9 protein-coding genes are annotated in these 15,001 nt (G+C 70.5%); 2 read left to right on the top strand and 7 right to left on the bottom strand.

Annotation, left to right across the window (positions count from 1 at the left end; all coding sequences use genetic code 11):
* Positions 1 to 39 precede the first annotated feature (39 nt).
* Positions 40 to 480 (bottom strand): hypothetical protein, encoded by a 441-nt coding sequence (locus tag ACWCPM_RS21180; protein ID WP_450977766.1) that lies wholly within the window; start codon positions 478 to 480, stop codon positions 40 to 42.
* A gap of 163 nt (positions 481 to 643) precedes the next feature.
* Here ACWCPM_RS21180 and ACWCPM_RS21175 point away from each other — a divergent pair, with 163 nt between their 5' ends.
* Both ACWCPM_RS21175 and ACWCPM_RS21170 read left to right on the top strand, forming a co-directional pair.
* A complete protein-coding gene (locus ACWCPM_RS21175) occupies positions 644 to 2,563 on the top strand; it encodes a hypothetical protein (protein ID WP_450977765.1) in 1,920 nt (639 codons plus the stop codon).
* Between the two features lie 384 nt (positions 2,564 to 2,947).
* Positions 2,948 to 3,637, top strand: coding sequence for a TetR/AcrR family transcriptional regulator (locus ACWCPM_RS21170; RefSeq protein WP_450977764.1), 690 nt, complete (start codon positions 2,948 to 2,950; stop codon positions 3,635 to 3,637).
* Here ACWCPM_RS21170 and ACWCPM_RS21165 read toward each other — a convergent pair.
* From ACWCPM_RS21165 to ACWCPM_RS21140, 6 genes are all read right to left on the bottom strand, one after another.
* Positions 3,634 to 4,008, bottom strand: a complete 375-nt coding sequence (locus ACWCPM_RS21165; RefSeq protein WP_450977763.1) for a 5-carboxymethyl-2-hydroxymuconate Delta-isomerase — start codon at positions 4,006 to 4,008, stop codon at positions 3,634 to 3,636. The two genes, ACWCPM_RS21170 and ACWCPM_RS21165, sit on opposite strands and share 4 nt — an antisense overlap.
* A gap of 50 nt (positions 4,009 to 4,058) precedes the next feature.
* Positions 4,059 to 9,458, bottom strand: coding sequence for a pullulanase-type alpha-1,6-glucosidase (gene pulA, locus ACWCPM_RS21160; RefSeq protein WP_450977762.1), 5,400 nt, complete (start codon positions 9,456 to 9,458; stop codon positions 4,059 to 4,061).
* Between the two features lie 217 nt (positions 9,459 to 9,675).
* Positions 9,676 to 11,061 (bottom strand): alpha-amylase, encoded by a 1,386-nt coding sequence (locus ACWCPM_RS21155; RefSeq protein ID WP_450977761.1) that lies wholly within the window; start codon positions 11,059 to 11,061, stop codon positions 9,676 to 9,678.
* 160 nt (positions 11,062 to 11,221) lie between these two features.
* Complete coding sequence (locus ACWCPM_RS21150; protein ID WP_450977760.1) at positions 11,222 to 12,904, bottom strand: glycoside hydrolase family 13 protein; 1,683 nt, start codon at positions 12,902 to 12,904, stop codon at positions 11,222 to 11,224.
* Between the two features lie 160 nt (positions 12,905 to 13,064).
* Positions 13,065 to 13,973 carry a sugar ABC transporter permease gene (locus tag ACWCPM_RS21145; protein WP_450977759.1) on the bottom strand — a complete coding sequence of 303 codons (909 nt, stop codon included), beginning with the start codon at positions 13,971 to 13,973 and terminating at the stop codon, positions 13,065 to 13,067.
* 13 nt (positions 13,974 to 13,986) lie between these two features.
* Positions 13,987 to 14,937: a carbohydrate ABC transporter permease gene (locus ACWCPM_RS21140; protein WP_450977758.1), complete on the bottom strand. Its 951-nt coding sequence runs from the start codon at positions 14,935 to 14,937 to the stop codon at positions 13,987 to 13,989.
* Between the last annotated feature and the right edge of the window lie 64 nt (positions 14,938 to 15,001).

Genomic DNA, 15,001 nt, shown 5'->3' with positions numbered 1-15,001 from the left:
GGGAATGTCCCGCCGCCGGTTCTTCGTGTGCGCGAGAGGTCAGTGATCCGTGTGCGTGGCCCCGCCGGACTTCTCGTGGGACTTCTCGTGCACCGAGTGGTCGGTGCCCTCCTCGATGTCCCCGCCGAGCGTGGTCTGCAACGCGCGTACCACCGGGGTGTCACCCACGGCGACCCACTTGCGGCCGACCAGGTAGTGACCGCCGTAGTCCTTCGCCCCGTTGATCCACTCCCGCTGGCCCCGGTCCGTGGCGAAGGTCGCGAGGACGAACTTGCCGTCGGTGTTCTTGCAGATGGCCTGTCTGATCTCGTCCGCGTCGGTCTGCATGTCGGGCGCGCACTCCACCTCGGCGGCCAGGTGCTCCAGGCTGCCGGTCGCCGTCTCCGGTACGGCCGTCCGGTCGCCGTCGGAGCCACATCCCGCCAGTGCCAGCACCGCCACGGCACCGCTCAGGGCGAGCATCGGTCGGGTCAGCCTCATCTGTTCCTCCGGTCGGTCATGGAGCGGACGCGCCTGCGCCTCAGTTCGATACGGCTGCGGGCGGCGCCGTGCTCAACGCGCGCGCCCCGTGCGTTCGTCAACCCGCGGCGCCCACTCACCCGTGTGGCGGTGACCAACGGCCGATTCGCTCGTTCTGCTGAACGTGCAGTCACAGGATGTCGCCCCGCGCACCACGTCTTCCGCTTCCGACCCGGTCGTCGACGTCGAGCAGGCCGAGGCCGCGCTCGTCGAGCACTATCCGCGGCTGGTCCGTCTCGCCTACCTGGTGCTGCCGCCCGCCCTGGGCCGCAACCGGCGGGTACTGACCGCGCACGCCCTCACCCAGCGCGCGCTGCCCCGCGGCCGTGCCGCGGCGTCGGTCATCCCGGCCCAGTCCACCGGTCGCGACGGCGATCCGGGCTACGCCTTCGTCCGGCTCCAGGTCCTGCGGACGGCGCTGGAGGCGGGTCTGCCGCTGCGGCGCAAGGCGTGGCCCAAGCGGTCCCAGCTGCCGCCGCTGCTCCCCCAGGTGTGGGGCCTGCGCCTGTTCCCGCGCTCGGGCGGCGCCGACGAACTCGCGCTGGACCAGCACCTGTCCGCGCTCTCCGCGCCCGCGCGCGCCGCCTATGTGCTGCGCGGACTGGAGCGGCTCGCCGACAGCGACGTCCACCACGTCCTGCGCACCGCGGGGGTCGCCGACCCGGACACCGCGCTCCAGGAGGCCGACGGCGTCCCCGTGCAGTACACGCTGCTCGACTCCCCCGAGTTCGACCCGTGCTCGCTGCAGGCCCGGCCCACCGACCTGATGCGCCGCCGCCAGCATCTGAAGGCCGCGCTCGCCGCCGCCGCGGCCGTCGCGGTGTGCGGGGCGCTGCTCGCGCTGCCCGACGACGGCTGGGGCGCCGACGGGGCCGCGGCGCCGTCGTACGCGCAAAACCCGTCGGCGCAGGCGGCCCTCGACCCCGACCGGCTGCTGAAGGTCTCCCCCGCCGCCTGGCGGTCCGCCACCCGTACCGACTTCTCCGTCTGGCCGGCCCGCGGCGACCTGACCACCGACCGCACGCTGCTGCGCCGGGCGCTCGCCGTCTGGGCGCGGCCCGGCGGGACGGTCCAGGTCTCGGCGACGCCGGGCACCCCGTCCGGCGGCCCGGCGGGCCCGCCGCAACTGCTGTACGCCGGGCACGTGGACAACGCGCGTGTGGCGATCTTCTACGACGGTCTGCGCATCGCCCGCTACGCCGAGCCGAGGGACGGCACGGCGGGCGCCGCCCTCGACTTCGCCCGTGCCGACGGCGCGGGCCGGGTGGAGTCGAGCGCGGTGGTGCTGAACCGGACGGACGGCAACGTCCGCTATCTGACGGCGCCCTGGGTCGCGAAGGTCGCGGAGCGGGACCTGATGAAGCCGGCCTCCGGAGCGATGGACCTCGCCCTCGAAGGCGGCGTCACGGCACCGCTGGCCAGCCCCGTCGCCCAGTCCGGCGCCTGCACCTCCTGGAACGTCCTCCAGGTCGCCGACGACTCCGGTACGCGGCTGATGACCGACCTCGGTGAACTGGTCCCGGCCCGCCTCACCAACGGCCGGCCGGGCTCGCCGCACGACGCGGCGGGGGCGGAGGCGCTGCGCAGCTGGGCGCCGCTCGGCTGCTCGCTGGGCGGCCTGCGCGGGCAGGGTATGCGGTCGGTGAACGCCTGGCGGTACGCCGAGCAGCCGCTGCCCGACGCGAGCGGCACGGCGGCGTGGGTGTGCACGCGCGGGGAGACCTGGCGGGGCGGCGGCGAGCGGGTGCTGGCGCAGTTCCACACGCCGGGCGGGACCTACGGGGCGGTCGCCGCGAAGGCCGAGAACGTGGCGGCGTGCGGTGCCCGCGATCCGCAGGTGCTCGCCGGGGTGCTGTGGAAGTCGGCGGCCGGTTCCTGGTATCTGCTGGCGGCGGGCAGCCGGGACACCGCCTCGATCAGCGCCACGGGCGGCGTGCGCCGCACCGCGCACGGCAACCTCCTGGCCGCGAAGGCGAAGCAGGGCGCCGAGGCGGAGCTGAAGGCGACGCTGACGGACGGGCGGACGGTCAGCGGCCTGCGCTAGCTGACAGTGGTGTCAACAAGTCGCCGCGCGAGGCTTCCGCGGCGACTCACCCATCAGTAGGCCCTGTCCGACACCCCGTGACGACCGGCCGCGTCCGGACGTCATCGGGTTCGACCGGCTCTTCGAGAAGCTACGCCGGCCGCCGGGGGCGACGCCTTCGAGGGCGAACTCCGGGATTCCGCGGGACCTGCCGGCAGCGGGTGCCGGAGGACGAGGCCGACCAGCGGGACGAACTGCTGACGGACGGGGAGCGGGAGGACTCGATGCCGATCTGTGCATCACGGGCACGAAGTGAGAGACTTGTGCTGGATTTGTGAATGCTCTGCGGGGCGCCTCGATCGGTCCTGTCCGATCGAGGCTGGATCCGATCGGTAAGGTGTCCGTATGTCTACCGGGGTTCGCCGCAGGATGGGTGTCGAGGAGCGGCGGCAGCAGTTGATCGGCGTGGCCCTCGAACTGTTCAGCCGCCGCTCTCCCGACGAGGTCTCGATCGACGAGATAGCGTCCGCCGCGGGCATCTCCCGCCCGCTGGTCTACCACTACTTCCCCGGGAAACTCAGCCTGTACGAGGCCGCGCTGCAGCGGGCGGCCGACGATCTGGCGGGCCGGTTCGTGGAACCGCACGAGGGTCCCCTCGGCGCCCGGCTGCGGCGGGTGATGCACCGCTTCTTCGACTTCGTGGACGACCACGGCCCCGGTTTCTCGGCGTTGATGCGGGGCGGTCCGGCGGTCGGCTCGTCACGGACCAACGCCCTCGTCGACGCGGTGCGGCAGGCGGCGTACGAGCAGATCATGTCGCATCTGCGCGTCACGGACCCGCCCGCGCGGCTGGAACTGGTCGTCCGCTCCTGGATCTCACTGGCCGAGTCGACCGCCCTGATCTGGCTGGACGGCCGGCGCATCCCGCGTGAGGAACTGGAGTCCCAGCTCGTCAACGACTTCGCCGCGCTGGCCGCGGTGAGCGCGACCTACGACGAGGAGACGGCGGCCCTGATCCGCCATGTGCTGAAGGACGAGCCGATGGACGGCCCCTTCACCGACCTGGTGACCCGGCTGATCGCCCTGGCGTCCTAGAGTCCCTCGTCACCGACCCGGTCGAACTTGCGGTACGACGGGTCGAGGTCGCGCACCTCGGCGGAGGCGTGCAGAGTGCGGCCCCCGGTGGGCTTCACATGCCGCCGCAGCAGTTCCAGCACGGCCTCGGTCAGCCGCGCCTTGGTGTCCTCGCTCCGCCCCGCCAGCAGTCCGACCGTGACGTGCACGACCGCGTGCCCCTCTGTCTCGTCCCCGACCGTGGTGACGTCGGACGGGCGGAACTGCGTCTTGCACGACGGGGACTTCGCGGCGGCGATCTCCACGACAGCGGTGTGCAGGGCTCGCGCGAACGCGGGCCGGTCGAAGTCGTCCGCCAGACTCGCGGAGTGGTCGACGGTGATCTGCGGCATGGGTGCTCCTGTTCTGCGTGGGACAGGAGCACCCTAGCCCGCGGTGACCGTCAGCCCGCGCGGGTGAACACGGCGACCGTGCGGCCCGGTACGGCGAACGTGCCGCTGCCGACCTCGTACGACGCGCCCTTGACCACCGCGTCGGCGCCCCTCGCCTGCACCGGGTGCAGCCGGTAGCCGCTGTCGGCGAGCGCGGCGATCCGCTGCTCCTGCCGCGTCGGCGTCGCGTTGAACACGACGACCAGGTCGCCGAGGCGCATGGTGATCACGCCGGGCGTCTCGTCGGTGCCGGACAGCGGGAAGGAGAGCTGTTCCTGGACCTGCCCGGCCGTGCCGAGGGAGAAGGCGCGTTCCGTCGTACGGATCTTCAGCAGGTCCCGGTACGCCGCCGAGGCCCCCTCGATCTGGGCGCACCCGACGCCGACCGAGGCCAGCAGCGGCCTGGCGTAGGGCCACTTCGGGCCGTTGTCGGCGGCCGGCGGCAGCCCGCGGCCGAAGCCGTTGCCGTCGGCGCAGTTCCAGTGGATGGCGTTGAACCAGTCGCCGCTGTCGTAGGAGTTGCGGTCCAGCGACTTGGAGCGCAGCAGGTCGGTGCCGGCCTGGGAGAGCGACGGGCCCTGCGAGAGGGTGGCCGTGGCCATGGCGAGGACCTGCATCCGGGCGCGCTCGGCCGCGCCGGTGCCGGCCGGCAGTTTGAAGGCGAGCGCGTCGAACAGGCTCTCGTTGTCGTGGGCGTCGGCGTAGGCGAGGGCGTCGCCGGGTGCCGCCGCGTATCCGGCGGGCTGTCCGTTGTAGTCGACCTCGGAGCCCTTGACCTGCCTGCCGCCGGTGTCGGTGAAGCGGTAGCCGGCGAGGTTGCCGGACAGGCCGACCTTGATGAGGTCCTGGTAGTGCAGCAGGCGGGCCTTCTGCTCGGCCGGAGTGCCGTTGCTCCGCGAGGAGTTGGGCTCGGTGTGGAGGCCGGAAGCGAAGCCCTGCACGCCGGGGTCCTCGTCGAAGGGGCCGCCGCCGCGGACGGCGTCACGGGCCCGGTCGGAGAAGGTGGCGATCCCGGTGCCGGCCATGTTCTTCTGCGTGGCCTGCTCGAAGCGGACGTCGTCGGCGATCTCGCCGAAGTTCCAGCCCTCGCCGTACAGGATGATCTTCTTGCCGTCGACCCCGTCCTTCTGCGGGGTCAGCGCGTCGAGCGCCTCGCGGACGGCGAGGATGTTGGCCTTGGGGTGGTGGCCCATGAGGTCGAAGCGGAAGCCGTCCACCTTGTACTGCCTGGCCCAGGTGACGATCGAGTCGACGACCAGCTTGCCCATCATGGCGTTCTCGGGCGCGGTGTTGGCGCAGCAGGTGCTGTTCGCGACCGAGCCGTCCGCGAGGAGCCGCTGGTAGTAGCCGGGCACGATCCGGTCCAGGACCGAGGTGCGGGCCTGGCCACTGGCCGCCGTGTGGTTGTAGACGACGTCCATGACGACGCGCAGGCCGTCCTCGTTGAGCGCCTTGACCATCCTGCGGAACTCGACGGTACGGGCGGTGCCGTCCGGGTCGGTGGCGTAGGAGCCCTCGGGGACCGTGTAGTGGAAGGGGTCGTAGCCCCAGTTGTAGGCGTCCTTCGCGGCGATCGCGGCGACGCATTCCTGCTGCCGCTCGGAGTCGGCCGGGAACGAGGCGAGATCGCAGTCCACGCCGGCCTGGTCGGACTTCTTCTCCGGGATGGTGGCGATGTCGAAGGCGGGCAGCAGGTGGACGTACGAGGTGCCGGCCTCGGCGAGGCGGCGCAGGTGCCTGCCGCCGTCGCTCGACCTGTCGGTGAAGGCGAGATAGGTGCCGGGGTGCCGGGCCGTCCTGTCCTCGACGGAGAAGTCCCGGATGTGCAGCTCCTGGATCTGCGCGTCCTTCAGCGGTACGGCCTTCGGCTTGCGCAGTGACGCCCAGCCGGCGGGGGTGAGCGCACGGTCGCCGAGGTCGACGAGCAGGCTGCGCTCGGAGTCGGCGGTGAGGGCGAGTGAGTAGGGGTCGGTGACCTTGTTGGTGACGATCTCGCGGACGCTCGGGGCCCAGACCTTCACGACGTAGCGGTAGGGCTTGTCCTTCCAGGACGCGGGGCCGGTGACGGACCAGACGCCGGTGGTGGCGTCGCGCCGCATCGGCTTCAGGGTGCCGCCCAGTTCGAGGGAGACGCTCTGGGCGGTGGGTGCCCAGACGGAGAGCGTCGGCGTGCCCTTGCGGAACGTCGGGCCGAGCGTCGCCTTCGTCGCGTCGTACAGGTCGTCGAGCACGCCGGCGGTCTGGACGCCGGTGGCGGCGAGCACGGCGCCGTTCGCGGCGTACTGGGCGGCGACGAGCTGGCCGCGCAGGGCGTCACGGACCCGGTCGCGGTCCCTCGGGTCGACGGACCAGGCCGTGTACTCCTTCAGGTGGGGGAACTTCGCCTTCTGGGCGTCGGTGAGGGCCGCCCTGGACAGGCGCAGCCACTGGGCCTCGCCGGTGAGCGTGCCGTTCTCCGCCTTGATCGCGCCGTCGCGCGAGGCGAGCAGCTGGGTGGAGGCGGCCGCTTCGGAGCCGTTCCAGACGACCGTGTCCCGGTCGATCCAGATCGCCTTGGACGTCGTCAGGTCCAGCGCGGCGGCGCTGCCCGCCGGCTGCGGCAGCAGGTACTTCTCCTGGCCGTTCAAGAGCCACACCTCGTGGCCCTGGGCCTTGAGGTCGAGCGACTGGTCGGTGGGAAGGTCCTTCTCGTCGCCCTTGTGGAGGATGTAGCTGAGGCTGGTGGCACCCTCGGTGAGCGGTACCTCGAAGACCGCGCCATAGGAGTCAGTCTTCACCGGCATGAGGGGCTTCGACCAGTCGGTGGGCTGTGCGGCGCCCGACCAGACGTGCAGGCCCCAGCCGTCGTAGGCGCCGTCGGCGCGGTGGTAGTGGAGCACGGCCTTGGACTTGTCCTGCGCCGGGTACTCCGGGCGTTCCGTGCGGACGGTCTCCTTGCCCTGCTCGATCCAGACCTCGCCGGTCTTCGCCAGGTCGATCGTGCGGTCGGCGGCGACGTCCTTGTTGCCGTCCTCGTCGATGACGAGGAAGCCGACGTTCGAGGCGCCGGGCTTGAGCTTGACGTAGGCGAAGGCACCGTAGGCGTCACGGCCGGTGAAGGGGTGGCTGTCCGGCCAGGTGGTCGACTCGCCGTCGGCGAGGTCGCCCCAGGCGTACAGGCCCCAGTCGGCGTAGTTCCCGTCGGGGCGGTGGTAGTGGACGATCGCGTGGTCGCGGGAGGTGGCGGTGGGGGGCTGTTCGGTGGCCGGGGTGCCGGTGGCGCTGGTCGCCGTGGCGCTCGCCGTGCGGCCCTCGGAGTCGACGACGACCGCCTTGTAGCGCAGGGCGGTACCGGGCGCGACGTCCTCGCCGATCGTGTGGGTGACCTTGTAGGGGGCGTGGTCGGCCGAGCCGAGGACGCGCCACTTGCCGTCGCCGGTCTGGGCGGCGAAGACGACACGGTTGCGGGCGCCGCCGTCGACGCCCGCGGTGATCTCGACGGTGCCGGTGGCGCCGGGGGCCGGGACGGCGAGGGTGACCGACGGTTCGGCGGCGGGGGCGGCGGGGGCGCCGGCCGCCCGGAGCACGACGGCCGCGCCGGCCGGGACGGTGACGGTGAGCTTCCCGTCGGCGGCGCTCTTCGCGGAGGTCGTGGTGCCGTACAGGGCGCGGAACGTGGTGGCCGGGGTGTCGGTCGGGAAGGTGGCGGTCCTGGCCTCGTCGGCGTTGTTGAAGGCGACGACGTACTCCGTGCCGCGCTTCGCGTCCGTGCGCGAGACGGCGTAGACGCCGGGGCCGTCGGCCGCGTGGCGCTCGGTCTGGACGCCGTCGGCGAGCGCGGGATGGGCCTTGCGGAGCTTGGCGAGAGCGCTGATCTGCCGGTAGAGCGGTGCTCCGGTGTCGTAGGCGTCGTCGGCGTGCGTCCGGTCGGTGCCGAGCTGGTCGTCGTCGAGGTAGTCGGCGGTGCTGGAGGCGAACATCGTCTGGCGGGCGTCCTTGTCGCCGCCCGCGCCGGTGAAGCCCTGCTCGTCGCCGTAGTAGATCACCGGGTTGCCACGGCTGAGGAACATCAGCTCGTTGGCGAGCCCGGCCTTCCTGACCAGCTCGGCGTCGGTCGCGTCCGGGTCGTCCTGCTTCAGGAACGTGCCGATGCGGCCCATGTCGTGGTTGCCGAGGAAGGTGACCTGCTCGTACGCGTTGGCCGTGCCGGTCGTGTACTTGTAGTCGTCACCGAAGACCGAGGCGAGCCGCTGGGCGCTGCCGCCCTGGGAGGCGTAGGCGCGGGCCGCGTCCTGGAAGGGGAAGTCGAGCGTGGAGTCGAGGCGGCCCTGGGTGACGTAGGGGGAGGTCACGGACGTGTCGGCCGAGTAGACCTCGCCGAACATGAAGAAGTCGTCGCGTCCCCGCTGGGCGGCGTAGGAGTCGAGGGCGGTGGCCCACTGGTTCCAGAACTCCATGTTGACGTGCTTCACGGTGTCGATGCGGAAGCCGTCGATGTCGAAGTCCCGCACCCACCGCCGGTAGATCCGCTCCATGCCCTCGACGACCTCGGGACGCTCGGTCCACAGGTCGTCCAGGCCCACGAAGTCGCCGTAGGTGGCGGACTCGCCGGCCCAGGTGGAGTCGCCGCGGTTGTGGTACATCGTCGGGTCGTTGAGCCAGGAGGGGACCTTGACGTTCCGCTTGGCCGCGGGGACGACGGGTGTGCGCGGGAAGGAGTCCTGGTCGACGGCGGGGAAGTCCCGCTTCCCGTCGGCATGATCGGCGTCGTCGAAGGGCTTCCCGTCCTTCGTCAGATACGGGAAGGCGCCCTTGGAGAGGTAGTCGTAGGACTTCTCCTCGTAGTCGACCACGTCGGCGGTGTGGTTGGTGATGACGTCGAAGAAGACCTTCATGCCCTTGGCGTGGGCCTTGTCGATGAGGGTTTCGAGGTCCTCGTTGCTGCCGAAGTGCGGGTCGACCTGGGTGAAGTCGGTGATCCAGTAACCGTGGTACCCGGCCGAGGCGTTGGCCCCCTCGCCCTGCACCGGCTGGTTCTTGAAGATCGGGGCCAGCCAGATGGCGGTGGTGCCCAGGCCCTTGATGTAGTCGAGCTTCCGGGTCAGGCCCTTGAGGTCACCTCCCTGGTAGAAGCCCTTGTCGGTGGGGTCGTAGCCGGTGGCGAGGCGTGAACCGGTCAGTCCTCCGCGGTCGTTGCCCTTGTCCCCGTTGGCGAAGCGGTCCGGCAGCACGAAGTAGAACTGCTCGCGGGTGAGGTCGTGCCGGGCGGGCTCGGCGGCGAGCCTCGCGTCCGAGGGCGGTGGCGGCGGGGTCGCCGCCCGCGCGGCGAGGGGCTGGACGAGCGCTGCGGCGAGCGCGGCCGCGGTGACGGCAGCGACCCGTCCGGCATGGGCGGTTCGGCGCCTGCGGGGCGCCGGCCAACTCGATATCACGAGCGTGAACTCCTTGTGATTGCGGCTCTCTTGGGTCCGACCCCTGCGCCGCGGCACGGCATCGTCGCCGGGCGTCCGGCGCGACCGTACCGCTCACGAAAGCTTTACAGCAAGAGTGTTGAAACACTTAGCAAGGAATTTCAGCGGATGGTTCGCCGCGCGCGCCGAGGGGCGGCCGGTGCCGCACCGACCGCCCCTCGACTCACCTCAGGTCACCTCAGCAGCTCCCCTTGCCCGCGTATATCGCGAGCGCCGTGTTGCTCCCCAGGGTCGCGGTGAGCTGGCCCGAGCCGTTCACCGACACCGTCGTGTTGTTCTGAACGTTGCAGTACGTCCCCGCCGGCAGCGACGTCTGGTAGGTGCGGCTCAGCGAACCGGACTCGTGGTTGATCGCGACGAAGCCCTTGTTGCCCCGGCCGAAGGCGATCGCGTCGCCGCCGTTGTCCCACCAGTTGGTCACCGACTGGCCCCGGGTGGTGTTGCGGAAGGCGACCATGCGCTGGATCTCGGGCCAGGCGTGCTGGCACTTCCAGCCGTTCTGCCAGCAGGCGTCGACCCTCCCGCCGTTCGGCGGACCGGCGTCGTGGTCGCTGAACTCGTAGCCGGAGTTGATGTCGGGCGCGCCGTAGGGCCAGGCCAGCATGAAGACGTTGGCGAGGGTGTAGTTGGCGTTGTCCTTGTAGCTGAGCGTGGAGCCGTTGCGCTCGGTGTCGTGGTTGTCGACGAAGACACCGGAGACGCCGCTGCTCATATAGCCCCAGCCCTCGCCGTAGTTCCTGAGGTAGGCGAGGTTCTCGTTGTTGAAGACCCGCTTGAGGTCGTAGGCGTAGCGGAACTCCTGGACGTCGCCGTTGCCGGTGTACTCCGTCGGCTGGACGGCCTCCCCGCTGCCGAAGATGACCTCCTGCTTCCAGTAGACGGACGGATTGCTCAGCCGGGACTTGATGTTGGCCAGGTCGGCGCTCGGCATGTGCTTGGCCGCGTCGACGCGGAAGCCGTCGACCCCGAGGGAGAGCAGGTCGTTCATGTAGCGGGCGAGGGCGGAGCGGACGTACTCCTCGCCGGTGTCCAGGTCGGCCAGGCCGACCAGCTCGCAGTTCTGGACGTTCCAGCGGTCCTGATAGTTGGTGATCTGCGAGGTGCAGTTGTCGAAGTCGAAGGACGAGTACAGGCCGGGGTAGTTGTACTTCGTGTACGACGAGCCGCCGGTGCCCGTGCCGTTGCCGGCCGCCATGTGGTTGACGACCGTGTCGACGACCACCTTCACGCCCGCCGCGTGACAGGTGTTGACCATGTTCTGGAACGCGGTGCGATCGCCGAGCCGCCCGGCGATCCTGTAGCTGACGGGCTGGTACGAGGTCCACCACTGGGCGCCCTGTATGTGCTCGGCGGGCGGGGAGACCTGCACGTAGCCGTACCCGGAGGGGCCGAGGGTGCTGGTGCACTCGCGGGCGACGGAGGCGAAGTTCCACTCGAACAGGACGGCGGTGACGTCCTTGGTGCCGGGTGGAGAAGCCTGCGCCTCGATCGGGAGCATGACAAGGGCGGACGTGGTGGCGGCGACCGTGAGGGCGGCCGCCCAGGGGAGGGTTCTGCGTGGCATGTGGGGTTCCTTCACCGTTGAAGGCTCTTGCTGAAAACTTTCAACCATCTTTCGGTGACGGAGATGTTAAAGGCCCGCCGCCCGAAAGGGCAGCGGGCCGTCGCAAGTTGAACGAAGAAACTTGCGAGAGGGCTTTCAGAAAGCCGCGGGGACGCCTGACTCAGGAGGCCGTCGTCCACCAGACCGTGGTGTCGGCCGGCACCTTCACCTCGCCGTGCGCCTCGTCCACCTCACCGCTGGCGAGCAGCAGCCGGCCGTACGCCGGGGTCGTCACCGACTCGCCGCCGGTGTTGGCGACGCACACGAACTCCCCGCGCCGGAAGGCGAGCACGCCCTCGGGTGCCTTGAGCCACTCGACGGACTCCCCGGCTCCGAGGTCGGCCTGCGCGCGGCGGGCGGCGAGGGCGGCGCGGTACAGCTCCAGCGTCGAACCGGCCACCCCGTCCTGCGCGGCCACGCTCAGCTCGCCCCACTCCCGCGGCTGCGGCAGCCAGCTGCCCCCGCCGCCGAAGCCGTAGGACGAGCCGGTGCGCGTCCACGGGATCGGCACCCGGCAGCCGTCGCGGAAGCCGTCCTGCCCCGCGCCGCGGAAGTACGCCGGGTCCTGGCGCACCTCGTCGGGCAGGTCGACGACATCCGGGAGGCCGAGCTCCTCGCCCTGGTAGATGTACGCCGAGCCGGGCAGCGCCAGCATCAGCAGGGAGGCGGCACGGGCACGGCGCAGCCCCAGCTCGCGGTCGCCGGCGGTACGGATCTGGGTACCGAGGCCGGGCGGGTTGGCGAAGCGGGTGGCGTGCCGGGTGACGTCGTGGTTGGACAGCACCCAGGTGGCCGGGGCGCCGACCGGGTGCATCGCCTCGAGGGTGCGGTCGATGACCTCGCGCAGTTCCTTCGCGTCCCAGTCCGTGCTGAGGTACTGGAAGTTGAAGGCCTGGTGCAGCTCGTCGGGGCGGACGTAGTGCGCGGTGCGCTCGACGGTCGGCGTCCATGCCTCGGCGACGAAGATCCGCTCGCCCGCGTACTCGTCGAGGACCAGTCGCCACTGGCGGTAGATCTCGTGCACGCCGTCCTGGTCGAAGAACGGCATGACATCGTTGCCCAGCAGTTTCAGCTGGTCGTGGTCGCCGAGGTCGGGCAGGCCCTCCGCCTTGACCAGGCCGTGCGCCACGTCGATGCGGAAGCCGTCGACGCCCATGTCGAGCCAGAAGCGCAGGATGGAGCGGAACTCGTCGCCGACCGCCGGGTGGTCCCAGTCGAAGTCGGGCTGCTCGGGTGCGAAGAGGTGCAGGTACCACTCGCCAGGCGTGCCGTCCGGCTCGGTCACCCGCGTCCAGGCCGGGCCGCCGAAGATGGACTCCCAGTCGTTGGGCGGCAGTTCGCCGTTCTCCCCCTTGCCGGGGCGGAAGTGGTAGCGCTCGCGCAGCGGGGAGCCGGGGCCCTCGGAGAGGGCGCGCTTGAACCACTCGTGCTGGTCGGAGGAGTGGTTGGGCACCAGGTCGACGATGACGCGCAGGCCCAGCCCGTGCGCGTCGCGGATCAGCGCGTCGGCGTCCAGGAGGGTGCCGAACATGGGGTCGACGGCGCGATAGTCGGCGACGTCGTAGCCGGCGTCGGCCTGCGGGGAGGCGTAGAAGGGACTCAGCCACACGGCGTCCACGCCGAGGTCGCGCAGATAGGGGAGGCGGGAGCGTACGCCCTCCAGGTCACCCATGCCGTCGCCGTTGCTGTCGGCGAAGCTGCGCGGATAGACCTGGTAGATCACCGCGTCCCGCCACCAGTCGCGGTGCTTGGCGACGGTGGCGACGGCGGAGGTCGGTGCCGGGTCGGAGGTGTGCTGGCTCATGGCGTCCTTGCTGTGTAGCCGACTTGAGGTCATCAAGGCGTGGTTGCGGCGGCGGGGGCGGGGTGGGGTGACGAGGCGGCCGCGGTGCCGGCGGGGTCGGAGTGGCACCGCGGCCGCCACCCGCGCCCCAGCGGGCGCGGGGGTCTCCGGACGACGGGCGTCAGCCCTTCGTGCCACCCGCGGTGAGACCGGTGACCAGGTTCTTCTGCACGAGGTAGAAGAACGCCGAGACCGGTATCGCGATGAGTACGGCGGTGGCGGCCATCAGGTTGCGCTGGGCGTCGTGCTCGCTGACGAAGCTCTGCAGGCCGACCGCGAACGTGTACTTCTCGTCGTCCAGCAGGAAGGTGGTGGCGAAGGCGACCTCGCCGAACGCGGTGATGAAGCTGTAGAACGCGGCCACCGCGAGTCCCGGCCGGGCGAGCGGCAGGATCAGCCGCAGGAAGGTGCCGAACGGGGAGAGTCCGTCGACGCGTCCCGCCTCGTCGATCTCGAAGGGGATGGTGTCGAAGTAGCCCTTGAGCAGCCAGGCGCAGTACGGCACCGCGGTCGAGCAGTAGACGAGGATCAGGCCGAGGTAGGTGTCGATGAGCTGGAGCTCCGACAGGATCTGGTACATCGGCACGATCAGCACGGCGATCGGGAACATCTGGGTGACCAGCAGCACCCACATGAACTTGCGGTAGCCGGGGAAGCGCATCCGGGACACCGCGTAGCCGGTGGTGGCGGCGATGATGACGCCGATGAACGTGGTGCCCAGCGAGACGACGAGCGAGCTCGTCAGCCAGTCGAAGAAGTTGGTCTCCGACAGGACGAAGGCGTAGTTGTCGAACGTCATCTTCCCCCAGATGCGCCCGGGGTGCAGGTAGTCGTCCTTGTCGGGGCCGAGGGACAGATAGACCAGCCAGGCGATCGGGAACAGCGCGATCAGGCTGGCGACGGTCAGGATGCCGTGCGAGGCGAGGGTCCCGAGGAGGCCGCGCCGGCCGCGTGGGCGCGTCCGGCGCGCCGGGGCGGGAGCGGGGGCCTGGTCCGCGGCGGAGGACTTGGGTGCGGTGGTGGTGCTCATGGGGACTCCTGCCTCAGATCGCGAGCTGCTGGTCATTGCGGTTCAGCCAGCGGCGGTAGACGGAGGTGAAGACGATCAGGATGGCCAGCAGCAGGATGCCGTAGGCCGCGGACTGTGCGAAGTCGCGTGGCTGCTGTCCGAAGCCCAGGTAGTACGCCCAGGTGACGAGGATCTGCGCATCCGGCGCAGTGGTGCCGAACAACAGGAAGATCACCGCGAACTGGTTGAAGGTCCAGATCACGCCGAGCAGCACGACGGTGGAGCTGACCGAGCGCAGGCCCGGCAGGGTGACGTAGCGGAAGCGCTGCCAGGCGTTCGCGCCGTCCATCTCCGCGGCCTCGTACAGCGTGGTGTCGATGGACTGCAGGCCGCCCAGGAGCGAGACCATCATGAACGGCACACCGCACCAGGTGTTGACCATGATCGCGGCGAACCGCTGCCAGAAGGTGTCCTCCAGCCACAGCGGGGCCGGCAGGTGCAGGAACTCCAGCGCGGAGTTGATGATGCCGCCGTCGGCGAGCATGAAGCGCCAGCCGAAGACGGTGACGAAGGTGGGCACGGCCCAGGGCAGTACCAGGATCAGCCGGTAGAAGGTGCGGCCGCGCAGCTTCTGGTTGAGCAGCATGGCCAGACCGAGGCCGATGGAGAAGTGCAGCCCGACACAGGTGGCCGTCCACACGATCGTCCAGATGAAGTGCGACCAGAAGCGGTCGTAGGCGGTCTCACCCCACAGGATGTCCGCGTAGTTGTCGAAGCCGATGAACTTGTAGGTGGCCTCGATCTCGTTGACGCCGATCGTGCGCGCCGTGTTGAGGCTGTTGGCATCCGTGAGCGTGAGGTAGAGACCGTACCCCAGCGGATACAGCACCAGGACGCCGAGCACGACGACCACGGGGGCGATCATCGCGTAGGCGTACCAGTGCTTCTGGTAGCTGCGCCTCAGGCGCTGGACGGCGACTGTCATGGGTCGAGAACCTTCGTATGGGTCTGCGGATCAAGGGGTGCGACGCACAGGCCGGTGGCCGCCG

The organism is Streptomyces sp. NPDC002309, from assembly GCF_053593375.1.
This window is presented reverse-complemented; position numbering and strand designations above follow the sequence as displayed.